The following is a 25243-nucleotide window of genomic DNA, read 5'->3' as shown; positions in this document are numbered from 1 at the left end:
ACCGATTTCGCCCCCATTTGGGCATAAAGCAGGGCTGCCGCCCAGCAAAAAATATTTGATAGTGCGACAGACCCTTTTTGAAGTTAAAGTTGGAATATAAATTGTAGAGCCGTATACGAGACCCGTACGTACGGTTCAATGGGAGGGGCGAGAAATTTATTCTCCCTCTACCCTATTTGCTTTTTATTTCGTTTTTTCCGAAACAGCGGAGGCCTGCTGGTTTTCCAGAATGAAATCCAGGATGTATTTCAGGCACTGCTGTTCCCGGGAAAAGAGTACATTGTGGGTGCCGCCCTCGATCAGGCGAAGCTGACTGTCCGGAATCTGTTCTGCCATCCAGCGGGTATGAGAGGTCTTGATGAGATCCCGGGTTCCGGCGAGAAGGAGAACGGGTGCCTGGATCTTCTGCAGGCGGTTGGCTGGCAGATTCGGGGAATCGGTTAAAAGAGCATTGAGCTGCAGACGGTTTTCAAGCTGTTTTTGAAAAGAGCAGTCTGGCAGGCAGTTTTTCAATATACCCAGAACAGAGCCGGTTAACTGTGTGCCAAGCCGCACCGGAAGCCGCAGTCCGTGGGGCAGGGCATTCCCGCTGGCGGAGATAACAGCCAGCGTGCGTTCCGGAAAGCAACAGGCGAATTCCAGCGCGATGTTGGCCCCGTCGCTGAAGCCAAACAGGATGGCCTTTGCGATGCCAAGGTGGTCCAGCAGGGCGGCAGCATCACAGGCCATATCGTGGATGGTGAAATATTTTCGGACTGTCCGGGAACGTCCGTGCCCGCGGCTGTCCATCAGAATTACCTGATAGTTTTTCTGCAGATTCCGCTTATAGGAGTGAAACACATGGTGCGACTGGCTGTTTCCGTGAAGCATCAGGATTGGGGTTCCGCAGCCGGTCACCTCATAGTAGAGGTGTGCTTCCGGGGTATCCAGATAGCCTTGCTCCGGTCTGCTCTTCTGGTGCAGGTTTGTTACCAGGCTGACTGCTTTATTTCTGATTTTCTGGCTGTTTGTGCTGATCGTTTCTTTCGTGATGTTCATGATGCATTTTTCCCTTCAGGAAAGACTGGACGCCCTCGCGGATTCCGTTCGGGTTCTGGATCTTTACCACTGCGTAAAACATATCCGGAGTCGGATGCTTCGGAAGGTAAATATAGTAAGCCGGGAGCCATTCCGTTGGGCTGTATTTTTCTTTGGCGCGGTACAGATCCTTAAAGCCATAGCAGTCGTTTAAGTTGTTGTACACGAACCGCAGCAGCCGCTCTGTCAGGCTGGCTTTTTCATCATCCAGTCCGGCCAGGGGCGCTACGCCAAGACTTCCGTAGTGAATGCCTTCTTCGCGGAAGGTCTGGAAGGCTTCGTAAATGATGGTTTCCATGACGCCGCTTGGGGCATCGTTTCCATGGCGGGTAACATCGGCCATGTAGCCGTCTTTTCCGAGAAACGGGACAAAGGCAATGAAGGCTACAATGGTTCCTTCGGCATTTCTTGCATAGAAATAGCGTTTGTCCATGGGGTTCTCCAGTCCGGCTTTTCCCATGGTGAAGGCCAGCAGGGAACTCTTTTTCTGACCGAGCCATTCATTTGTGACGCGGTCAAAGGCGGATTCGATATCCGGATCCCACTGCTTCAATGGCTGGTACTCGGAAATGGTCACACCGGCCTTTTTTGCGTGGTTGATGTTCATGCGCATCTTGGCGCCCTTTTTGCCGCTGATCTCGTAGTCAGCCAGGGAGAAGCGTGCTTCCTCGCCACATTTGACATAGCCAAAGCCCTGATGCTTGTATTCTTCCAGATAATGGTCCGTGACGCTTAAGAAAAAGACCTTGTGGGCGCTTCGCACACAGAAATCTTTAAATTCGGAAAGCAGTGCCGGGAAATCTGCGTCCGCGCAGACCGGGTCCCCGTTGACGATGATGGTATCACCCACCACGCCGTAAGGAATTACGCCGTCCACATTCCGGCCAAAGTAGAGCTGCTTGTCGTCCTCCAGTGCCAGGTAGGAGCAGCTGTTCTGGCTGTAGAGGTTTAAGAGGGTGCGGGCATGCTGCAGGTCGGATTCCTGACGGGCAGGCGCGGCCAGCCACGGGCGGACAGCGTAAAAGAGGGCCGCCAGGATGCAGCCCCAGCTGAACCAGAACATGATAAGCTCCAGCATGTGGGCACCGTGGGAGACCGGGATGGAGCTTCCGTTTCCAAGGAGGATATCAAGGCTTTCCTCAAAGCTGTCCAGCAGGGTGTGGCGTCCGCCGCCGAGGATGGGAGTTAAATAGTGGTAGCTGATGACAGCGTTGGCGGTTACTCCAAGAAAGCTGGGCAGCAAAAGAAACAGGCCGCGTCTGCGGTCCTTTTTGGAGGCCGGACAGCAGAAGTCGGAGTGGAAGCAGAAGAAAACGCTAAAGAAGACTACATCGGTGACCATGCATGCGGCATGAAAAACATCCGGCAGATGGGGGATACAGCTTACAAAGTCGAGAAAAAGCAGCGACTGGGTGATGATCAGGGCCGTGTGCTTTCGCTTCCGAAGCTGTGCGCAGAGGCAGAGCAGCACCACGGCAGAGGCACGCTGGACCATCCAGCCCATCTCTGTGGAGACTAACAGGGCGGCCTCTGCGGGAAGCCGGTGCAGGAAACTTAAGGCAAACATGCCAAGGGATAAACAAAATAAGACCAGGATACAGGTATTTTCCACCCGGGTGCGAAGTGTTTGTGTCATGGAGATCCTTCCTTTCTCTAAGTTATATCTGCGCTTTCAGATATTCTTCGGTGGTCATGAGCTCTGTGTGGAGCGGAGCAAAATAGGAAATAATGTTCTCTGTTTCCCTTCGGGAAGCTTCGCTGAGTCCGGCCACGGCATCGGTCAGGTAAATGACCTTACAGCCTGCGTCAATGGCGGAAAGCACGGTAGAGAGCACACAGCATTCTGCTACCACGCCGGAGATGACAAGGCGTCCGGCTTTCTTTGCGGCTTTTACAACCTCAGGAATCGCAAACGAGGAATAGACGCTTTTGGTGTATACCGGGTACTTTTCTGTCCAGGGCAGAAATTCCGGCATCATCTCATTGAGCCAGGAATCGGCATTCACGGCTGCGTTGACTTCGTTGTATTCCTTCCAGACTCCTTCCGGGTGTTCTGGGGCCAGGTACTGGGTGAAGATGACCTGCTTCGGTGCCGGACTCTCCAACAGATGAAGAATGGAGGCGGAAGCCGCTTCTACGCCCTCGCAGGCCCATTCCTGTCCTTTTGTATAAACATTCTGCATATCAATGACCAGCAGCAGATCCGCTGACTTGTTTTGACTCATTCTGAAAATCCTCCTGTTCTGGAAAATGAGAGCTGCAAAGATACGACGGAGGTTTGGAAAATCCGATTCGTGACAGCCCGTTAATATAAGTTTCAGTATAGTTTTCTGATTTGAAATTTACAAGTAAAATGATATGTTATTTTATTAACAATATGCTTCTGGATTGGCCTATTTCATTGACTTTGTGTAAGGATAATGTTATCTTTAGTGTAAATTGTTGTTAAATTCGCAAATTGGCGTACATTTTACTGATTTGGAATGAACGGCATGAAACATGTGGCGGCTCCCTGTCATGGGCGGGCCGTCCTGTAATCAGGGAAGGAGGTTGTGAAATTGGGAGAAAACAAAATGCCGCATATCCAGCTTCCGGAGAATCTGGGAATCCGGTATGCGGTGCTGCCGGGCGACCCGGCCAGGGCAGAGCGGGCGGCATGCTATTTAAAAGATGCAAAGCTGTTGGCTTTTAACCGGGAATATAAGAGCTACAGCGGACTCTGGAATGGAGTACCGGTTCTGGTCATGTCCACCGGAATGGGCGGGCCGTCCATGGCAATTGCGGTAGAGGAACTGCGGAAGATTGGCGTGGAAGCCGCTGTGCGGATCGGAAGCTGCGGTGCGCTGCAGCCGGAGGCCGGAGTCGGAGACCTGGTCATGGTAGAGGCTGCTGTGCGGGATGAGGGCACTTCCCTTGGTTACGCACCGCTCAGTTATCCGGCGGTTGCAGACCACAGACTGCTTACGGCCTGTGAGGAGAGTGCAAGGGAGGCTGGTTACCGGTGCCACACTGGCATCGCCAGAAGCCATGACTGCCTGTACCGGGATGACAATCCGGCTATCTATGAGGACTGGGCCAGGAAGGGCGTGCTGGCGTCGGACATGGAGACTGCGGCGCTCTTTGTAGTTGGAAGAATCCGTGGCATGAGGACTGCTTCTATCTTAAATGTGGTAGCGGCCTGCAAGGGCAATGTGGCTGAGCACATCGGCCGCTATGTGGACGGTGAGACACTGACCGCCCAGGGCGAGGAACATGAGATCCTGACAGCATTTGAGGCACTGACGAAGCTGGAAGGATGAGTATCGGCAAATATGCTGCTGTTTGAGCAGCGTGAGAACAGCAGCAGTTATGCAGCAAAAAAATACAGCTTCTGAAACGGAAGCAATCAAAAGGGAAAGGGTGTATGTGTTATGAAGAATTTATTCAAAACCAAATTTGACGCGGCAGTGATCGTGCTGATCCCGGCCTGCATCGGTATCAACTATCTTGGAAAGCTGTTTGCCAGCGTGTTAAAGCTTCCGCTGTGGCTGGATTCCATCGGAACCTGCATCGGCGGCTGTTTGGGAGGTCCGATCATCGGAGCCATCTGCGGCGCGGCCAACAATCTGATCTACGGATTTTCCGCAGGTGACAACATTACCTTAATTTATGCGCTGACCAGCCTTGGAATTGGTGCGGCAGTAGGAATCATGGCGCGTCTCGGCTTTATGAAGTCCTTCCCGAAGGCTATTGTGACAGCCTGTGTGGCAGGTCTTGTGGCTGTTGCTATTTCTACTCCGTTAAACGTACTGTTCTGGGGCGGTACCACCGGAAATGTATGGGGTGATGCCGTATTTGCAGCAACCCAGGCAGCATCCATGCCGGTATTCTTAGGATCCCTGTTAGATGAGATTGTGGTAGATGTGCCGGATAAGCTGATTACCCTGATCGTGGTATTCTTCATCTTAAAGGGTCTTCCGAACAAGCTGACCACACTGTATGAGGCAAATTCCGAGATCGAGACTCTGGACTAATCTTAGAAAAGGAAATGTAACTGCACATGAAAAGTATCAGTCTTTTTGTAGATAACGGGACCTGCCTGACAAAGGTGCATCCCTTCACCAAATTGATGTACATAGCCGCGGCCATCAGCATTCCGCTGATCACCGGACGGCTGTGGATGTTCGGCGTGTTTATCGCGGTCAGCCTTCTGGTGCTGGCCAGCGGAAAAATCTTAAAAAAGACCATGCCGCTGATCGCGTTTTCCTTTACAATCCTGCTGACCATTTTCCTGATCCATGGATTGTTTAACCAGAAAAACGCAAATGTGCTGTTTCAGATCGGCGGTCTGAAATTTTACCGGGAGGGCGTATTTTATGCCCTCCGTATTGGTCTTAATATCTTAAACATGCTGCTGTCCTTCGCGGTCTTTGTGCTTTCCACAAAGCCGTCCGAGTTTGTGGACGAGCTGGAGAAAAAAGGTTTTTCCCCGCGGTTTGGCTACATCGTGACTTCGGTATTCCAGATTATTCCGCAGATGATGGGAACCATGAACACCATCATGGATGCCCAGCGCAGCCGCGGACTGGAGACAGAAGGAAACTTGAGAACCCGCGCGAAGGCATTTTTGCCGCTGATCTCCCCGGTGGTCATGAGCTCCCTGATCAATACCAGAGAGAGGGCCATTGCCCTGGAGGTGCGCGGTTTCGGCGCGGGAAAGAAGAAAACCTGGCTGGCAGAGCGGGCACGCCACAAGGGAGACCGTGAGATCACGATTCTCCTTGGGCTCTGTATTCTGGCGGCTGTGGCATGGAGGATTGTAGGATGTCTGTGATAACCGTTGAAAACTTACGATACCGTTATCCCCACGCAAAGGAGCTGGCGCTGGACGGACTGGACTTTTCTGTGGAAAAGGGCGAGTTTATTGGCATTATCGGGGAAAACGGGGCCGGAAAGAGTACGCTGAGCCAGGCCATTATGGGACTGGTGCCACAGTTTTATAAGGGAGCCTACGGCGGAAAAGTCATGGTAGACGGCATTGAGGCCGGAAAGACTCCGGTGGCGCAGCTCTGCGGTCATGTGGGACTGGTATTCCAGAACCCGTTCAACCAGCTTTCCGGCTCAAAGGATAATGTATACGAGGAAGTGGCTTTTGGCATGCAGAACCTGGGTGTGCCGGCCGAAGAAATGAAAAACCGGGTGGAGGAGGCCTTAAAGCTTCTGGATATCTGGCAGTACCGGGACCGCAATCCCTTTGATCTGTCCGGCGGCCAGATGCAGCGCGTGGCCATTGCCAGCGTGCTGGTTATGCGCCCGGATGTGATGATCCTGGATGAGCCGACCTCTCAGCTGGACCCGGAGGGAAGCGATGAGGTCTTTCGGTCCGTGGAAACCCTGACCGGTTCCGGCATCACCATTTTAATGATTGAGCAGAAGATTGAGAAGCTGGCCGCCTACTGTAACCGCATTCTGCTTTTGCATAAGGGAAAACAGATTGCGTTTGACACGCCGCAGAAAGTATTTTCCATGCCGGATCTGAATACTTACGGAATTCAGGCACCGGCCTTCACCCGCATCTGTAAGGCGGAGCAGGTGACGCTGGCAGATGGAACCTATCCGGTGACGGTGGAAGAGGCGGCGGGAGTGCTGAAGGAGAAGAAGGTGGGGGCACAAGCGCAGGAGTGCGCGGATGGCGTGGAACATGCGCAGGAAACAGCAGGAGCGGATGCGGCAGGTACAGAATCGGCGCCGATGCAGGATGCTTTGGCGGGCGCCGGAGACGCGCAGCCTCAGACTGCGGCAGAGAGAGAAATGTCTGGATCGGCGCAGCCTGCTGTACAGCCCGACGCATCCGCTTCCTGTGATGAACAGTTCCGCATCGAAAATCTGGACTTCTCCTATCTGGTAGATATCCCGGTCTTAAAGAACCTGAACATGAAACTTGATAAGCGCCCGACCGCCATCATCGGTCAGAACGGCGCGGGCAAGACCACGCTGGTCAAACTCTTAAAGGGCCTGTTGAAGCCGGTCTCCGGTTCCATTTATTTTCACGGTGAAGATATCTCCGGCAAGACAGTAGCTATGCTGGCCGGAAATGTCGGCTATGTGTTCCAGAACCCGGATGACCAGATCTTCAAGTACAACGTTATGGATGAGATCTTGTTTGGTCCGTTAAACATCGGTATGGATTCAGAACGGGCAAAAAAAGAAGCGCAGCGTGCACTGGAATTGACTGGTCTGACCGGCAAGGAAAAAGAGAATCCTTACGATCTGGAACTTTATGAGCGCAAGATGACCGCTATTGCTTCCGTGCTGGCCATGGACACCGACGTGCTGATCCTGGATGAGCCGACCATTGCCCAGGACTGGAAGGGACGGCAGATCATCGGCGGCATCATCCGCAGCCTGTCTGAGCGTGGAAAACTGGTTATTGCCATTCTCCACGACATGGACTTTGTGGCAGAAAACTTTGAGCGTGTCATCATTATGGCTCATGGTCAGGTGCTGGCAGACGGAACCGCAAAAGAAGTGTTCGCGCAGGAAGACGCATTAAAGAAAGCCCGCCTGCAAAAGCCTTATGTGATGCAGCTTTGCGAGGCCCTTGGGTATGAGAAGAGCTATCTGACAGTGGAGGAGATTCTGAAAGATCAGGTCTCTTGATGCGCAATATCTAAGATTTGAAAGAAAATTCCATTTTTATTTTGTAAAACCCCTGCTTGAAGCGGGGGTTTTATTATGCTATAATTGCCAGATAGTGCGTAAAACTTAATTTAATTAACTGGAGGAACTTATGAGCAAAGATCATAAAAAGCGAAGCAGCTTCTCCGGAAAGCTCGGGTTCGTGCTTTCGGCAGCGGGTGCTTCGGTGGGACTGGGAAATATCTGGCGTTTCCCGTATCTGGCTGCAAAATACGGTGGAGGAATTTTTCTGCTGATTTACATTTTACTGGCTTTGACCTTTGGCTACACCATGATCGTAGCAGAGACATCCATCGGACGCATGACAAAAAAAAGCCCGGTAGGAGCTTATCATACCTTTGGCAAATCCGGCTGGTTTTCCTTTGGCGGCTGGATTAATGCCATTATCCCGATTTTGATTGTGCCGTATTATTCCGTAATCGGCGGCTGGGTTATCCGGTATCTGTTCGGATACCTGACTGGACACGGCGCGCAGCTTGCGGAGGACGGAAATTTTTCCGCCTTCATTTCCAACGGAGCAGTAACGGAGATCTGCTTTATCGCCTTTGCGTTTTTTACCCTGTTTATCATTTACGCGGGTGTGCGAAACGGCATTGAGCGTGTATCCAAATTCATGATGCCGGTCCTGATCGTGCTGTCTGTCATCATTGCGGGCTATTCCATGACCAGACCGGGTGCCGGTGCCGGAATCAAATATTTCCTGGTACCGAACGTAGAAAACTTTTCCTGGATGACGGTGGTAGCCGCCATGGGACAGATGTTCTACTCTCTGTCCATCGCCATGGGAATCCTGATTACCTTCGGTTCCTATATGAAGAAGGATGTGTCCATTGAGGCATCTACCGGAAACGTAGAGGTATTTGATACCGCCATCGCCATCATGGCAGGCTTGATGATCATTCCGGCAGTGTTTGCGTTTACCGGCGGAGACCCGGACACCCTGCAGGCCGGTCCGGCGCTGATGTTCATTACCATTCCGAAGGTATTCGCAAGCATGGGATTTGGAACCATCGCAGGAATCCTGTTTTTCCTGCTGGTGCTGTTCGCGGCAGTCACCAGTTCCATCGCCCTGACCGAGAGTGCCGTTTCCACCTTCGAGGACGAGCTTGGCTGGAGCCGCAAAAAATCTACCGCGATGATTGGCGGCATTATGCTGGTACTGGGAAGTCTTTCCTGCCTGGGATACGGCCCGTTAGCCAATATCACCATCATCGGCATGCAGTTTCTGGATTTCTTCGATTTCCTGACTAACTCCGTGATGATGCCGATTGCGGCCATCGCCACCTGCCTGCTGGTATCCAGAGTCATTGGAATCAAACGAATTGAGGAAGAAGTACTTCATGGGGAAGGCAAGTTCCACAGAAAGAAAATCTTCAATATCATGGTTCAGTACCTGTGTCCGGTGTTCGCGGTCATCATCCTGATCAGTTCCGTGGCGAACGCGTTTGGATGGATTTCGATGTAAGGATAAAAGAATATGATAGAATCCTCGCCTGTTGTGGGCGGGGATTTTTTTGTATGATAGGAAATTGCGTCCTATCATACAAAAACGCTCCGCGAGGATGCGCACTCGGCGCAATGGCAGATGGTTGCCGAAGCAACCGCGCCTCGGCGCGAGAATCCGGCAAGCCGGATTCTTTTTCACTTTGTAAAGGGAGTTTTGGGGGCAGAAGTGGGGTATATACAGACGAAATAAAAAAACTTATCTACCCTGTAAAGAATCTGTTAGCAGTTCATACAGAACCCGTTAAAGGTGCTGTCAAACGGTTCCCATCTGTTTGTGTCTTGTATAAAATACGAAATGAAATATTTTTGTGCAATCTATGAGCAGGACAAACAGAAAGGGGCAGGAAACATGTTGACAGTATTGATTTTAATCGTTTACGCAATCATTGGAGGAGTATCGACTCTGGCTATGGTCATTGGAATCCCGGCAGTATTGGGATGGAAAATTTACCGGAGAGTGAAGTATCAGATCCCGATTATGAAATAGATGGAATGAAGTGTGTGGAGAGAAGAGCTGGCCGAAGGTTCCTTGAGTGAGGGACGGAGGCTGGCTTTTTTTGTGGGGTGAAAAAGGGAATTAACAAGTTTTTATAATTTACTTACACTGAAGAAAAGTAGTAGCGGCAATTGAGAACTCCGTTTATAATGAAAGCAGTTATGAACTTAAGCATTGGAGGATACTAACGTGAACAAACAGCAGCTTGCGGCGAAAATATGGGAGTCTGCAAATAAAATGCGTTCCAAAATCGAAGCGAACGAATATAAAGACTACATTTTGGGTTTTATTTTCTATAAATATCTTTCGGATAAGCAGGAACAGTGGCTCTTAAAACGAGACTATGCGCCGGAAGATATTGTGGAATATGTGAATGAAGATGACCCGGAGATCGTGGAAGCATCACAGCAGAGCCTGGGGTATTTTATTGCCTACAAGGATATGTTTTCTACCTGGATTCACATGGGATCTGATTTTAGTGTAGACAATGTTCGTACGGCACTCTCATCTTTTACCAGACTGATTTCCCCATCCCACAAAAAGGTGTTTGATGGGATTTTTAACACGCTGGAAACAGGACTTAGCAAGCTGGGAGAGAATACGAAAAGCCAGACGAAAGCAGTCAGCGATCTGATTCAGCTGATCAATGACATTCCAATGGATGGCAGACAGGATTACGATGTTCTTGGCTTTATTTATGAATACCTGATTGAAAAATTTGCAGCGAATGCAGGAAAAAAGGCAGGCGAATTCTATACGCCGCATGAGGTTTCTGTGTTAATGTCTGAGCTGATTGCAGCACATTTAAAGGGACAAAAGGAACTGAAAATTTACGATCCGACTTCTGGATCCGGTTCTTTGCTGATCAATATTGGTCACGCAATCGCGAAATATATGGACAATCCAGACTGCATCCGTTATTACGCACAGGAACTGAAAGCGAATACCTACAACCTGACGCGCATGAATCTCGTTATGCGTGGAATTTTACCATACAATATTGTTACAAGAAATGGAGATACTCTGGAAGATGACTGGCCGTATTTCGATGAAGCAGATCCGGTCATGACCTATGATCCGCTGTATGTAGACGCGGTAGTCAGCAATCCGCCTTATTCTCAGAGATGGGAGCCAAAAGGAAAGGAGAATGATCCGCGTTATGCCCGCTATGGAATAGCACCGAAATCAAAAGCGGATTATGCGTTCCTTCTTCATGATCTTTATCACTTAAAGCCAGATGGAATTATGACCATTGTTCTTCCGCACGGCGTGTTATTCCGCGGTGGAGAAGAAGGCCAGATTCGAAAAAATCTGATAGAACAGAATAACATTGACGTGATCATTGGCCTGCCTGCAAATATCTTTTTTGGAACCGGTATTCCGACCATTATTATGGTGCTTCGTCAGAAGCGGGAGAATACAGACGTGCTGATTGTGGATGCATCGAAAGGTTTTGAGAAAGAGGGAAAGAACAACAAGCTTCGTGCCTGCGATATCCGAAAGATCGTAGATACGGTTACCATGCGACTGGATATTCCGAAATATTCCAGAAGCATCACAAGAGAAGAAATCCGGGCGAATGACTACAACTTAAACATTCCGAGATATGTGGATTCGTCGGAAGCAGCCGAAAGCTGGGATATTTACGCATCCATGTTCGGCGGAATTCCGGAAACAGAGCTTGCAGAGTTAAATGCGTACTGGAATTTGTTTCCATCCTTGAAGAACGAATTGTTTGTGGCAGAAAATGGTTACGCACAGCTGCGCACGGAACATTTAAAACAGACTATTCAGGAAAATGCAGATGTGAAGGCCTTTTTACAGCATTATCAGGATGCCTTTTCAGATCTTGGAGAAAAACTGGATCAGGCGCTGATTGGGCAGGCAGATCAGCTTTCCATTCCGAAGGCAGAAGATGAGATAGCCGGAATGATTCTGAATCGTTTTGAAGACATTGCGCTTGCAGATAAATACGAAGCATACCAGATTTTCAAAACAGAGTATGAGCAGATAGCGGGTGACCTGGAATTGATTCAGACTGAAGGAATGGATGCAGTGCGTCAGGTAGATCCAAATATGGTCGCCAAAAAGAAAGGTGACGATGAGAAGGAAGTGCAGGAAGGCTGGAAAGGCCACATTATTCCGTTTGAGTTTGCACAGAAGATATTCCTGAAAGCAGATCTGGATGCAGTAGACGCAAAGAAAGCACGTTTGCAGGAAATCCCGTCTGAATATGAAAACATTTTGGAAGAATGCAGCGAAGAAGAAAAAGAAACTATTTCCGAAGCGCTGAACGACAGCAATGATGCTTTTGTTATAAAAAATGTAAAAGCTATGATTAAGGTGTTAAAGCAGGATGCAGAAGAAAATAAGATTCTGATTGAACGCCTTTCCAAAGCTGAGAATCTCAACAGCGAGGAAAAGAAACTCAAAAGTGAGATCAAGTCTGCGGAGGAAGAACTTCATCTGAAAACAAAAACGGTGATCGAGAACATGACCGATGAAGATATCCATCATGTACTGGTGATTAAATGGATTGATCCAATCTGTGACGGCATCAGCAAATTGCCGGAGAACCTTCTGGGAGTACTGGAAAAGAAAGTGAAAGCCTTGTCTGAGAAATACGCAGACACTTACGAAGACATCGAAAACGAAATTACCAAAACCCAGAACGAACTGATCAAAATGCTGGATGAATTGACCGGATCAGACACCGATATGGCTGGAATTATGGAATTTCGGAAGCTGCTGGGAGGTGAATAAGGCATGGAAAAACGGAAAGTTCCGGCGGTGAGGTTCAAAGGGTTTGAGGACGATTGGGAACAGCGTAAGTTGGGGGATGTCGCAACATTCATTAACGGTAGAGCCTATTCGCAACCTGAATTATTGTCATCTGGAAAATACAAAGTGCTTCGTGTAGGAAATTTTTACACGAATGATTCGTGGTATTACTCAGACCTTGAGTTGGGTGAAAAATACTACGCCGATTATGGTGACCTCTTATATACTTGGTCAGCAACATTTGGTCCTCATATTTGGCTTGGTGACAGGGTTATTTACCATTATCACATATGGAAGATTGACCTTTCAAACCAACTTGAAAAACAATTCGCAGTTCAGTTGCTGGAGCAGGACAAAGCCAATATTTTATCAAGCAAAAATGGTTCTACGATGGTTCATATCACAAAAGAAGGAATGGAGCAAAAAGATATAATTATTCCACCGAGCACCAAAGAACAGCAAGAAATAGGTGCTTTCTTTCAGCAGCTTGACCACCTTATCACCCTTCATCAACGAAAGAAAAATCTATTAAAAAAACACATTTTAAGGAGCAAAATTATGCTTGGATTTGACAGAGAATCAGAGTTTGAACAGGCCATTATCACTGCACTCCAGAGTAATGGCTGGGACAAGGAGGTTATTCACCATCCTACTGAGGAACAGTTGATCCAAAACTGGGCGGATATCCTTTATGAGAATAACAATGACATTGACAGACTGAATCAATGTCCGTTGATTCCAGAAGAGATGGATGAACTTCTGGATCAGGTGAAGAACCTTCGGACACCGCTGGCCTTAAATGGTTTTATGAATGGAAAAACCGTATCGATTATTCGGAAAAATCCGAAAGATACATTGCATTACGGTAAGGAAATCAGTCTGAAAATATATGACCGAATGGAAATTGCGGGAGGTTCAAGCAGATATCAGATTGTGGAACAGCCACTATTCCCACGCCATGAAAAAGTCTTACAGGATCGCCGCGGTGATCTGATGCTGTTAATCAATGGTATGCCGGTGTTTCATATAGAACTGAAGAAATCTGGTGTCCCGGTGACGGAGGCATGCAATCAGATTGAAAAATATGCGCATGAAGGTGTGTTTACCGGTTTATTTTCGCTGGTGCAGATTTTTGTTGCCATGAACCCGGAAGAAACCTTGTATTTTGCGAATCCTGGGCCGGATGGAAAGTTTAATCCAGACTTTTATTTTCATTGGGCGGATTTTAACAACGAACCGATCAATGACTGGCGAAAGGTGACTTCTACGATTTTGTCGATTCCGCTGGCGCATCAGATGATTGGATTTTATACCGTTGCGGATTCGGCGGATGGTGTCTTGAAGGTAATGCGCAGTTATCAGTATTATGCGGCGAATAAAATTTCGGACCGCGCGGCTACGCAGGACTGGTCCAATGTGGAGCAGCTGGGGGGTTACATCTGGCACACAACGGGTTCAGGAAAGACTATGACTTCCTTTAAATCGGCACAGTTAATCGCGCAGGCCAGAACTGCTGACAAGGTTGTGTTTTTGATGGACCGTATTGAGCTGGGGACTCAGTCTCTGAAAGAGTATCGGGCTTTTGCGGATCACCCGGATGAGGTGCAGGATACGGAAGACACGATTGCATTGATTGGAAAATTAACCAGTACAGACCCGAAAGATACGTTGATCGTTTCCTCTATTCAGAAAATGAGCAATATTCGTGAGGATGCAGCAGGAAAGATGCGGGCAAAAGATCTGGAAACCATACGTTCCAAACGGGTGGTCTTTATTTTGGACGAATGTCATCGTTCGACCTTTGGAGAAATGCTGACGGCGATTAAAAATACTTTCCCGAATGCGCTGTTTTTCGGTTTTACAGGTACACCGGTGTTTGATGAAAATGGAAAGAAGCTGAGTACAACGGCTGACATTTTCGGCAATGAACTGCACCGCTACAGCATTGCGGATGGAATCCGGGATAAAAATGTGCTGGGGTTCGATCCGACTATGGTGATGGTGTTTCAGGACAAGACATTAAGACAGAAAGTTGCTTTGCGGCAGGCCGATGCAGGATCGGTGGAAGAAGCTGTTGCGGATGAAAAAAAGAGCAAGCTATACTTCCGTTTTATGTCCGAACAGGAAGTGCCGATGGCCGGTGTGAAGCAGGAAGATGGTACTTACCAGAAGGGCATTGAGGACTATTATTCCAAGGAGTTGTATGAATCTGATTCTTATCAGGATGCGGTGGTAGATGATATTATTGAGAACTGGCTGACACTGAGCAGAAATAATAAATTTCATGGAATTTTTGCGGTAAGCAGTATTCCGGAAGCAGTGCGCTACTATAAGAAGTTTCGGAAAAAGAATTCGAAATTGCGCGTGACGGGATTGTTTGATCCGACGATTGACAATGAGGGCGGGCAACGCTCTCTGGATAAAGAAGACGGCCTGAAAGAGATGCTGGAGGATTACAATAACCTGTATGATCAGCAGTTTGATATCGGCGGATACGCAAAGTTTAAGAAGGATGTAGCGGCTCGTCTGGCGCATAAGAAGCCATATGAAAGACTGAAACCTGAGCAGCAGCTAGACCTCCTGATTGTGGTAAATCAGATGCTGACGGGCTTTGACTCCAAGTGGGTGAATACTCTTTACATGGACAAAATTCTGGTGAATCAGAACCTGATACAGGCATTTTCCAGAACCAATCGCCTGTATAATATCAATGAGAAACCGTTTGGTTCTATCCGCTATTACCGGATGCCGCATACGATGAAACGCAACATTGAGGATGCGGTAAAATTGTATTCTGGAGACAGGCCGATGGGCTTGTTTGCGGATCATCTGCCGGATAACATTGAACATATGAATGTGACCGGGCAGGATATGATGGAATTGTTTCGGAATGCCGGTATTGTGGAACTGGACCGGCTGCCGGAGGAGCCGGAAATAAAGGCGAAATTTGCCAAATTGTTTCGTGAGTTTTCCACCTATTATCAGGCAGCGCAGATTCAGGGATTTGTGTGGGAGAAAACGGAGTATAACCGGGTTTCGGAAGATGCAACGGTTGTAGAAACAATTCCTGTGAAGCTGTCAGAGAATACCTATAAGATTCTCCACCAGAGATACCGGGAACTCAGAAAGCCGGGGGAAAATGGAGAAGATGGGGAGGAAATCACATTTTCGATTGATCCATATCTGACGGAGCAGAATACGGGAATGATCGACTACAACTATATGAATTCCCGCTTTGAAAAGTGGATGAAGCAGCTGGAACAGCCGGGCGTCCCTCAGGAGGTTTTGGATCAGACACTGGAAGAATTACATAAATCCTTTGCTTTTTTATCCCAGGAAGATCAGAAGTTTGCAAACTTATTTTTACATGATGTACAGACCGGAGATGTATCATTGCGTCCTGGATATACACTGCAGGATTACATTGTCATGTATTCGAATAACGAGAAAACGGAACAGATCCGTCGGCTTTGTCGGTATTTCGGATGCTCGGAAGAAATAATCCGCGAATTGTTAAAGTTGAATATCACAAAAGAAAATATCAATGACTACGGACGGTTTGACGCGTTAAAGGCAACTGTGGTAAAGGAACAGGCACAGGAGTATTTTACTGCGGTGGAAGGAAAGAAAATGCCTATGTTTCGGGTGAACAATCGTGTGGATTCAATGCTTACCCAGTTTTTACTGGAAGGTGGAATGGATATTCCGGAGCCGGAAAACTGGAAGAAAGAATCTGCAAAGGAGTAGGAGCCCTTCATCAGTGTGAGAAAACAGGAGGTTTATCTTATGCTCGATGAAACAAAAGCAACGGCTTTATTTGTTGATTATTATGCCCAGTGGGTTCAGGTATACAAAGAGGGGGCGATTCGTGAGGTAACGCTTGCAAAATATAAAATGACGCAGGCATGGCTGAAGAAGCTGATTCCGGAATTGCAATTATGCAATATGACAAGAATTACGTATCAGCAGCTGATCAATGACTATGCGCAGCATCATGAGAGACAGACAACCATGGATTTTCATCATCAGTTAAAAGGCGCGATTCTGGATGCTGTGGACGAAGGGCTGATTGACCGGGATCCTACCCGGAAAGTGATCATTAAGGGAAAAACACCGGCAGAAAAGAAAATCAAATATCTGAATCAGTTCGAATTGCATACGCTCTTAAAGAGCCTGGATCTTGGAAAAGAAGTGAACTGGGACTGGTTTATCTTACTTGTGGCAAAAACCGGAATGCGTTTTTCTGAGGCGCTTGCGCTTACACCGAAGGATTTTGACTTCGCGCATCAGACATTATCAATCAGCAAAACGTGGAATTACAAGGGAAACGGTGGCTTCCTTCCAACAAAAAACAAGTCATCTGTACGGAAAATTCAGATCGACTGGCAGACGGTTATGCAGTTTGCGGAGCTGACCAAAAATCTCCCACCAGAGGAGCCGATTTTTGTGAAGAAGCAGGAAGAATATGAGCCTATTTATAATTCCACGGTCAATGGAATTTTGGAACGATACTGCAAAAAACTGCAGATATCCACCATTTCGGTTCACGGACTGCGTCATACGCATGCTTCGATTCTTCTTTTTGCAGGCGTATCCATTGGAAGCGTAGCCAGAAGACTCGGACACGCAAGCATGACCACAACACAGAAAACATATCTGCATATCATTCAGGAACTGGAAAATCAGGATATTGATCTGGTTATGAGATCACTGGCCAATCTGACCTGATTGTATGTAATTTGGAACTTATACAGAAATATATAAAGAATAAGTGCACTGGTGAAGGGACTGTTATTTTATGAAAGTCAGAAATTGAAAATAAAACAGTGCAGCAAATGCTTGCAAATGCAAGCAAATGGGAATGTGATATAGGAAAGGAGGCGATTTTATGGCAAATACATCTGCTGTATATGTAAGAATAGATACAAATCTTAAGGATAATGCAGAAAAAATACTTTCACAATTAGGCATTTCTCCATCAAGTGCGGTTCAGATGCTTTATAGTCAAATTGTATTAATTAGGAGATAAAACTTATGATACAACCAATCATGCGTAACATAGCATTTCTAAAACAAAAATCCCTCCCGGCCACCCAGGCAGACCGTCAGGTTGCTCTTGATCTTTTAGATACCTTAAAAGCCCATGAGTCTGAGTGTGTTGGCATGGCGGCGAATATGATCGGGGTGAGGAAGAACATTATTGCTGTAAATATGGGCTTTATGAATGCGGCAATGTTCAATCCGGTTATTGTGAAAAAGTCAGGGGCTTTTGAGACGGAGGAGGGCTGCCTTTCTCTGATCGGAGTCCGGAAAACGACCCGTTACGAGGAGATCGAGGTGGAGTACGAGGATATGAACTTCAAGAAGCAGCATCAGAAGTTCAGCGGCTGGACAGCCCAGATCATCCAGCATGAGTGCGATCATCTGGCGGGAATTATCATTTAGTGAAGTTCTATAAAGTGCAGAGCAGGATTGTTTTCTCTCAAAATGTACATATAATTGGGAGAAAGAAGAGGTGGTCTGGGAGAAAGGAGTAGGAATTAGTGAGAAATTTTGATTATAGTAAACTCGTTACTCGAACGTGGGATACTGAAAGTGATGCCTTTGAACGATAAAAATGTACATTCAAGGTATCTGAACGTAGGAAAGTGAGACAGGATTATGAGTACATCAGAGAACACAACAAGAGATGAAGGCCTGATCGGCAATGAGAAAATGGAAGAGGCCATCGCGGCTTTGCAGCAGGAGCCCAGTGAGGAACTGCTGGCGCATGCGCTGACGGTGGTTCGACGCCGGATGCGGGAGAAAGGGCAGGTGATCCTTGCGGTGGACATGCCGCAGGAGCAGAGCGCAACTCCGGCAACCCCCATGCAGATCCAGGCGGTGAAAACTGCAGATGGGAAGGCGTGGTGGGTGGCATTTACCAGTTTTGATGAGGAACTGCGTGGCGGGGATCAGGTGAAGTCTACGTTTCTGGCGGATCTGGAACAGATTTTCAGAACTGCACTGACAGTACCGGAAATTGAGGGCGTGATTTTAAATCCTTGGAACCGGACCATGATGCTGGAAAAGAGCCTGATCCGGATCATATTGGGCGAGGCTTAGTATTGAAAAAAGAGAGTAGTTTGTGGCAAGAGAATGTTGGGATTCTGCAAGGTGAAACAGAAATCATCTAAAAGAAAAACAGAATGTCTGTTCGATATTTGTCTTGCATCGCTCCGGCCTGTATGTTAGAATGAGGAAAGATTACAGTTCGCAATACAAATCAGGAAAGGTCAGGACAGAAATTTGTTTTCATATATAAAAGGAACGTTGGAAGAATACTGGGAAGATACCATTGTGGTGGAGTCGGGCGGCATTGGGTGGAACATTCATGTTCCGCTGTCGGTTCTGGACCGGCTTCCGCATGTGGGTGAGCAGATTAAGGTTTACACTTCCTTTCAGGTGAAGGAAGATTCCATGACGCTGTACGGCTTTTTCGGCCGTCAGGATCTGAAGATGTTTAACCAGCTTCTTGGTGTGACCGGCATTGGCCCCAAGGCAGCTTTGGGGATTCTTTCTTCCCTTAGCCCGGATGATCTTCGCATGGCCATCATAGCGGAAGATTCCAAGGCCATCGCAAAAGCACCGGGAATTGGACCCAAGACAGCAAAGCGGGTAATTCTGGACTTGAAAGATAAGGTCAGCATGGACGATGTGCTGCCGCTGCAGTTTGCAGGAGGCCAGGTGGAAGCAGCGGTTACGGCAGCAGCTTCCGGTGTGGACGGCGCAGGAAAAGAGGCAATTGAAGCACTGGTTGCCCTGGGCTATTCTCCGACAGAAGCTACAAAGGCAGTGCGTCAGGTAACCATCACGGAAGATATGAATTCGGAAGCAGTTCTGAAGGCCTCACTGAAATTCCTGGCATTCTAGATTTGCATTGCTGCGGAATTTTGGAAGAAACTGTATGCTGGAAGTAACTGTGAGGGTACTGAACAGTTACCGCTGAAAATTGGAAAACAGGGACTGCTGGAACCTGTAATTATAGAATATAATTGGAGTACAAAATGGAACGACGGATCATTACCACTGAGGTGACAGAAGAGGACAAGGTCATAGAGCCGAATCTCCGCCCCCAGATGTTAGCCGAGTATATCGGTCAGGAAAAGATCAAAAACAATTTAAAAGTATACATAGACGCGGCAAAAGCGCGCGGGGAGTCGCTGGATCACGTGCTGTTTTACGGCCCGCCGGGACTGGGCAAGACCACGCTTTCCGGCATCATTGCCAATGAGATGGGTGTACACATGAAGGTGACTTCCGGTCCGGCCATCGAGAAGCCGGGAGAGATGGCGGCAATTCTGAACAATCTCCAGGAGGGAGATGTGCTGTTTGTGGATGAGATTCACCGCCTGAACCGTCAGGTAGAAGAGGTGCTTTACCCGGCGATGGAGGATTTTGCCATCGATATCATGCTGGGCAAGGAATCCTCGGCCCGTTCCATCCGCCTGGATCTGCCGCATTTTACTCTGGTTGGCGCAACTACCAGGGCCGGTCTTCTGACGGCTCCGTTGCGTGACCGTTTTGGCGTGGTCCAGAAACTGGAGTTTTATACACCCAAAGAGCTGCAGATTATTGTAGAGCGGTCTGCCGAGGTGCTGGGGGTCGGTATTGAGCCGGAGGGAGCTGCGGAGATTGCGAGGCGTTCCAGAGGTACGCCGCGTCTGGCCAACCGCCTGCTGAAACGCGTGCGGGACTTTGCTCAGGTCAAATACGACGGAGTCATCACCAAGCAGGTTGCGGACTTTGCGCTGGACATTCTGGATGTAGACAAGGTCGGTCTTGACAATAACGACCGGAGCATCCTTCTCATGATGATTGAAAAATTTGGCGGCGGCCCGGTAGGACTGGAAACTCTAGCAGCAGCGCTTGGTGAGGATGCTGGCACGCTGGAAGATGTGTATGAGCCATATCTTCTGATGAATGGGTTCTTAAACCGTACACCCCGCGGAAGGGTGGCAACACCGCTGGCTTACCAGCATCTGGATATCCCGTATGAAGGGCATTCGGTGTAAAAAAGAAGGCAACCGTGATGGCATGACTTGCATAATGTGAAACAAAAATAAAGAAAATAGAAATCCGGAGAATTGATGCATGACAATATGAGGGCAGAATTCTCCGGATTTGTGGATTTTAGCACATTTTTCCGAAAACACAAAATGAGAAACTGTGGGAAACACTCTTGTTGATACGGTGGGAATATGTTAAAATGTGACAAGTGCAAGAAAACCAGAAGCCTGATTGCATGGCTATGGCGAATAACAATTTAATTTTGATGATTTATAAGGAAATTTCATGGAACAGAAAAATTATACGGAAGTTTTTATAGATGGAACTGTTTTTACATTGGGCGGTACGGAAGATGAAGCGTATTTAAGACAGGTTGCCGCTTATCTGAATGAGAAGATCGGAGAAGTCCGCAAACTGGATGGTTTTTCCAGACAGAGCCCAGAATATCAGAATCTGACGATTCAGCTGAATCTTTCGGATGACTATTTTAAAGAGCAGATGCGCGCAAACGATCTGGAGCATCAGAAGGAAGAACTGGAGAAAGACGCCTACAGCTTAAAGCATGAGCTGATCACGACCCAGATGAAGTTTGAGACCCAGTCCAGAGAACTGGAAGTGGCGAAGGCCGCTCCCCTTAAAGACCGGGAAGAGCTGGAAGCAGCGAAGGAGAAGCTGGAGACGGCATCTCAGGAAATCGAATCCCTGAAAAACCGCTGTGAGAGCGGGAAACAGGAACTGGCGGCTGCAAAGGCAGAAAATGAGTCAGTGAGAACAGAACTGGAGCAGTCACGTTCCGAGACAGAGACGGTAAGATCTGAACTGGAGCAGTCGCGTTCTGAAGCGGAAGCAGCGAGAGCCGAACTTGACCAGATGCGTACAGAACTGGAAATTGTGCGGGCAGAGCTTGAGAAGGTGCGCGCAGAGGCAGAAGCCGCAGACGTGGCGCATGAATCTGAAAAAGAAACTGCAAAGGCAGAAACAGAGCAGGCCAATGCAGAAGCAGAAGCTGCAAGGGCAGAGGCAGAGCAACTGAGCCGTGAACTGGAGGAAGCGCGCCAGAAACTGGTACAGTTACATTCCGAGCAGGATGCTGCTGAGCAGGAACTGCAGCAGGCTCATCTAAAGAATGCAACTTCCATTCAGGAGCTGGGGCAGGTGAAACATGAGGCGGAAACCGCGAAAGAGGAGCTGACTCAGGCAAGAAGTGAGGCGGAAGCTGTAAAGCAGGAGCTTGCACAGGCAAGAAGCGAAGCAGAAGCTGCAAAACAACAGCTTTCCCAGGCGAGTGATAAAAATGAAATGACGGTCATGGAGCTGGATGAGGCTCGTGAGGAAAAACAGAAGATGGCCGGTGAACTGGAAACAGTTCGCGAACTGGCAGAAAATAAGGCGCATGAGCTGGAAACGGCACGCGAGACAGCGACAAGGGCTGAGAGTAATTTGAAAGCGGCGCAAGAAGAAAATGAGCGCATCCGCCAGGAACTGCTTCAGGCAAAGCAGAAACTGGAGCAGACTCAGATAGATCTGGAAACTCTGAAACAGGCCGCAGTAACAGCGGAGCGAGTAGAAACAGCTGAGGAATTTGTTGAAGAACAGGAAGCAGCAATCACAGAGACAGAAGTTCAGGAAACTGCATCTGGAGAGGAAACGAAAACAGAAGTTGTAACCACAGATACGAAACATGAAGCAGATTCCGCAGCGGCAGAGGTGGCAGCAGTGAAGGAACTGGTGGCATCCATTCTGCCAAAGACCGTAAAAACGCCAGAAGAACAGAAAAAAGCAGATGAAATGGCAAAACAGGCAGCGTTTAAGGCAGCTTTAGCTGCGGCAACGCATCCGAACCGTCATTTTATCCGTTAAGCAGTACAGCAAAAGGGGGTGAAGGTGTTGAAAAACAATCGGAACTCCCTTTCTTTTGGCCTGAAACGCGGAACTGTCGCAACATTGTCCCCGACATGTTCCCATATCGTTGTTCGCTTGCTCGCACTTACACATGTTCGCCTGTGCCGGATTGTATCCGTCACATTCGTACATGCGTGTTCGAGATGCGTACAACAGGATATGCGGAACGTTCTGGGGCCAATGTTGCGACAGTTCCTGCTTCAAATTTAGTATGAGGAGGAAATTTTGAATTCACGTGTAGAAATCCTGGCTCCGGCCGGGTCAATAGAGAGTATGATGGCGGCGGTTCATGCTGGTGCCGATGCAATATATATGGGTGGCAGCCGGTTTGGTGCCCGGGCTTACGCAGATAACCCGGAAGAAGACCGGTTTCTGGAGGCCATCGATTACGCGCATCTTCACGGGTGTCGTCTTTACATGACGGTTAATACATTGGTGAAGGAAGAGGAACTGGACCAGCTTTATGACTTTTTAAAGCCGTATTATGAACGGGGACTGGATGCGGTGATCGTGCAGGATCTTGGTGTCTGGAAGTTCATCCGCGAGCATTTTCCGGATCTTCCGATCCACGCAAGCACCCAGATGACCGTGACTGGCTGGCGCAGTGCCAAAATCTTAAAAGAGATGGGTGCTACCCGCGTGGTAACGGCAAGAGAATTATCCCTTCAGGAGATTGCGCAGATTCGCGACCATGTGGATGTGGAGATTGAGAGTTTCGTGCATGGCGCACTGTGCTACTGCTATTCAGGCCAGTGCCTGTTAAGCAGCCTGATCGGCGGACGCAGCGGCAACCGTGGTCGGTGCGCGCAGCCCTGCAGACTTCCCTACGATGTGCTGACGGCAGGCGGAAAGCCTGTTCAGAGTGCGGCAAAGCAGACTTATGCGAAGCTGACGGAAACAGCACATGAGGCCAGAAGGCCAATTCCTGGAAAGCAGAGTCTGGGAAAGAAGAACCATGGAAAACAGAATTACGGAAAGCAGGACTCTGGAAGACCAGATTTCAACAAGCAGAAAGCGGGAAAACATGGAAACGCCAGCCAGCACGGAGCACAGCAGAACACGTCATTTCAGGATGACCGTTACGTCTTAAGCCTGAAAGACCTCTGCACCCTGGATATTCTCCCGGACATCATCGAATCCGGCGTTTATTCCTTAAAGATTGAGGGACGCATGAAGAGTCCGCGCTACACGGCCGGTGTTGTGAGCATTTACCGCAAATATGTGGATTATTATCTGGAACACGGCCGGGATGGGTACAAGGCAGATCCGGCAGACCGCAAGATGCTTCTGGATCTGTTTGACCGCGGTGGTTTTACAGATGGCTATTATCAGCATCATAATGGCCGCGAGATGGTGGCTTTAAAAGAAAAACCGGCATTCCGGGAAGGCAATCAGGCGTTGTTTGACCGTCTGGACCGGGATTATGTGGAGAAGAAAAAACAGGAGCCGTTATCCGGCCATGTAGTGGTAAAAGAAGGCGAGCCGCTGAAACTGTCTCTCTGGTACAGCGACCCAGAGCGCCTTTTGGAAGAAGCAGCAGGGCAGAACCCCTGTGTGGAGGTAACTGGAACAGAAGTCCAGACAGCCCAGAACCAGCCCATGGGAGAGGACAAACTGTTAAAGCAGTTAAACAAGACCGGAAACACTCCGTTCTACTTTGAAAATCTGACGGCAGAAATCGAAGGAAACTGTTTTGTGCCTGTTCAGGCGCTGAATGAGCTGCGCAGGGAAGCACTGGAGCAGATGGAAGAGAAGTTATTGCAGCCGTTTCACCGGACAGCAGGAATGGCCAGAAGCGTGGATGAAGGCGAAAACGAGCGGTCTGAGCAGCAGAGCGAGAATGGAAGTATGGAAGCGGGTTCCTGCCATGCAAAATCAGAGAACCTGCCAGGCAGCAGAAACATGGACAATGCAGAACGCCGGAAAACAACGGAAGAACCACGTGGCCTTCACATCTCCCTCGAGGAACCGAATCTCTTACCTGTTGCTACCGCCCATCCGGATGTTACCCGCATCTACCTGGATTCCTGCGGCTTCGGCCCGGAAACCTGGAAGAACGCGGTACAGGAGTGTCACGACAACGGAAAAACCTGCAGCCTGATGCTGCCGCACATTTTCCGCATGGAAGCAGAAACCTATTTTCGCAAACATATGGACGCCCTGAAAGAAGCTGGTTTTGATGAGCTGGTGGTAAAATCTCTGGATGAGATTCCATTTTTACAGGAGAACGGTCTGGGCAATATCCCAATGGTGTCTGACGCGAACCTTTATGTCATGAACCATCTGTCAAGAGAACAGATGGAAAGCCTTGGAATTTTCCGCATGACCCTGCCGCTGGAGTTAAACAGCCGGGAACTGGAGACACTGGGCTGTGAGGAGATGGAGCTTTATGTGTACGGTTATCTTCCGGCTATGGTGTCGGCCCAGTGTATCGTAAGAACCGCCAGGGGCTGTACCAAAAAGCCGGAGGTCTTAAAGATGAAGGACCGCACCGGCAAAGACCTTCCGGTGAAGAATCACTGCCGGTTCTGTTACAACACGATCTATAACCCGAGTCCGCTGTCTCTGCTGGGGCAGGAAAAACTCATCGGACGGCTTGCGCCGGGAGCGCTGCGTCTTGCATTCACGTTGGAGACACCGGAACAGACAAAAGAAATCCTGGATGCCTTCGCGGATCATTTCCTGCATGGGGAGGATACGAAGGATCCGTTAAAAGACTTTACACGAGGCCATTTCAAGAGAGGCGTAGAATAA

At 48.6% G+C, this 25243-nt stretch carries 18 protein-coding genes and 2 pseudogenes; 17 read left to right on the top strand and 3 right to left on the bottom strand.

Features of this window, described 5'->3' with window-relative positions:
• Window positions 1-183: 183 nt before the first annotated feature.
• The 3 genes from WMO41_RS13455 to WMO41_RS13445 are packed head-to-tail and all read right to left on the bottom strand — an operon-like array spanning window position 184 to window position 3302.
• Entirely contained in the window at window positions 184-1038 is an 855-nt protein-coding gene (locus WMO41_RS13455; protein ID WP_349230203.1) for an alpha/beta fold hydrolase, read from the bottom strand.
• The gene (locus WMO41_RS13450) at window positions 986-2713 is read right to left on the bottom strand and encodes a bifunctional lysylphosphatidylglycerol flippase/synthetase MprF (RefSeq protein ID WP_349230202.1); all 1728 of its coding nucleotides are present in this window, start codon (window positions 2711-2713) and stop codon (window positions 986-988) included. Before WMO41_RS13450 ends, WMO41_RS13455 begins: the two co-directional genes overlap by 53 nt.
• Window positions 2714-2735: 22 nt before the next feature.
• Window positions 2736-3302 carry a cysteine hydrolase family protein gene (locus WMO41_RS13445; protein ID WP_349230201.1) on the bottom strand — a complete coding sequence of 189 codons (567 nt, stop codon included), beginning with the start codon at window positions 3300-3302 and terminating at the stop codon, window positions 2736-2738.
• 333 nt (window positions 3303-3635) lie between these two features.
• On the opposite strand from WMO41_RS13445, the gene WMO41_RS13440 reads away from it, so the two are divergent.
• The 17 genes and pseudogenes from WMO41_RS13440 (at window position 3636) to WMO41_RS13365 (ending at window position 25243) form a co-directional block, all read left to right on the top strand.
• A complete protein-coding gene (locus WMO41_RS13440) occupies window positions 3636-4376 on the top strand; it encodes a nucleoside phosphorylase (protein ID WP_349230200.1) in 741 nt (246 codons plus the stop codon).
• 111 nt (window positions 4377-4487) lie between these two features.
• Entirely contained in the window at window positions 4488-5090 is a 603-nt protein-coding gene (locus WMO41_RS13435) for an ECF transporter S component (RefSeq protein ID WP_349230199.1), read from the top strand.
• Between the two features lie 26 nt (window positions 5091-5116).
• Entirely contained in the window at window positions 5117-5890 is a 774-nt protein-coding gene (locus WMO41_RS13430; protein WP_349230198.1) for an energy-coupling factor transporter transmembrane component T family protein, read from the top strand.
• Window positions 5881-7716 (top strand): ABC transporter ATP-binding protein, encoded by a 1836-nt coding sequence (locus WMO41_RS13425; RefSeq protein ID WP_349230197.1) that lies wholly within the window; start codon window positions 5881-5883, stop codon window positions 7714-7716. The genes WMO41_RS13430 and WMO41_RS13425 overlap by 10 nt, the downstream gene beginning before the upstream one ends.
• Before the next feature lie 130 nt (window positions 7717-7846).
• Window positions 7847-9220 (top strand): sodium-dependent transporter, encoded by a 1374-nt coding sequence (locus tag WMO41_RS13420; RefSeq protein WP_349230196.1) that lies wholly within the window; start codon window positions 7847-7849, stop codon window positions 9218-9220.
• A gap of 390 nt (window positions 9221-9610) precedes the next feature.
• Window positions 9611-9748, top strand: a complete 138-nt coding sequence (locus tag WMO41_RS13415) for a hypothetical protein (protein WP_349230195.1) — start codon at window positions 9611-9613, stop codon at window positions 9746-9748.
• Window positions 9749-9946: 198 nt separating this feature from the next.
• Window positions 9947-12520 (top strand): type I restriction-modification system subunit M, encoded by a 2574-nt coding sequence (locus WMO41_RS13410; RefSeq protein ID WP_349230194.1) that lies wholly within the window; start codon window positions 9947-9949, stop codon window positions 12518-12520.
• A gap of 3 nt (window positions 12521-12523) precedes the next feature.
• Window positions 12524-13060 (top strand): annotated as a pseudogene (locus tag WMO41_RS15930) (restriction endonuclease subunit S); the annotation flags it as partial.
• Between the two features lie 36 nt (window positions 13061-13096).
• Window positions 13097-16285, top strand: a complete 3189-nt coding sequence (locus WMO41_RS13405) for a type I restriction endonuclease subunit R, EcoR124 family (RefSeq protein ID WP_349230193.1) — start codon at window positions 13097-13099, stop codon at window positions 16283-16285.
• A gap of 39 nt (window positions 16286-16324) precedes the next feature.
• Window positions 16325-17266 (top strand): site-specific integrase, encoded by a 942-nt coding sequence (locus tag WMO41_RS13400; RefSeq protein ID WP_349230192.1) that lies wholly within the window; start codon window positions 16325-16327, stop codon window positions 17264-17266.
• A 160-nt stretch (window positions 17267-17426) separates the two neighbouring features.
• Window positions 17427-17555 (top strand): annotated as a pseudogene (locus tag WMO41_RS13395) (type II toxin-antitoxin system RelB/DinJ family antitoxin); the annotation flags it as partial.
• Between the two features lie 17 nt (window positions 17556-17572).
• Window positions 17573-17983 carry a peptide deformylase gene (locus WMO41_RS13390; RefSeq protein ID WP_349230191.1) on the top strand — a complete coding sequence of 137 codons (411 nt, stop codon included), beginning with the start codon at window positions 17573-17575 and terminating at the stop codon, window positions 17981-17983.
• Between the two features lie 216 nt (window positions 17984-18199).
• Window positions 18200-18643, top strand: a complete 444-nt coding sequence (locus WMO41_RS13385) for an SseB family protein (RefSeq protein WP_349230190.1) — start codon at window positions 18200-18202, stop codon at window positions 18641-18643.
• Window positions 18644-18826: 183 nt separating this feature from the next.
• Window positions 18827-19450, top strand: a complete 624-nt coding sequence (gene ruvA / locus WMO41_RS13380; RefSeq protein WP_349230189.1) for a Holliday junction branch migration protein RuvA — start codon at window positions 18827-18829, stop codon at window positions 19448-19450.
• A 134-nt stretch (window positions 19451-19584) separates the two neighbouring features.
• Window positions 19585-20592: a Holliday junction branch migration DNA helicase RuvB gene (gene ruvB, locus WMO41_RS13375; protein ID WP_349230188.1), complete on the top strand. Its 1008-nt coding sequence runs from the start codon at window positions 19585-19587 to the stop codon at window positions 20590-20592.
• Between the two features lie 280 nt (window positions 20593-20872).
• Window positions 20873-22447: a cell division protein ZapA gene (locus WMO41_RS13370; RefSeq protein WP_349230187.1), complete on the top strand. Its 1575-nt coding sequence runs from the start codon at window positions 20873-20875 to the stop codon at window positions 22445-22447.
• A 264-nt stretch (window positions 22448-22711) separates the two neighbouring features.
• Window positions 22712-25243: a U32 family peptidase gene (locus tag WMO41_RS13365; RefSeq protein ID WP_349230204.1), complete on the top strand. Its 2532-nt coding sequence runs from the start codon at window positions 22712-22714 to the stop codon at window positions 25241-25243.

This window comes from Ventrimonas faecis (assembly GCF_040096075.1).
GTDB lineage: Bacteria > Bacillota > Clostridia > Lachnospirales > Lachnospiraceae > Brotaphodocola > Brotaphodocola faecis.
This window is presented reverse-complemented; position numbering and strand designations above follow the sequence as displayed.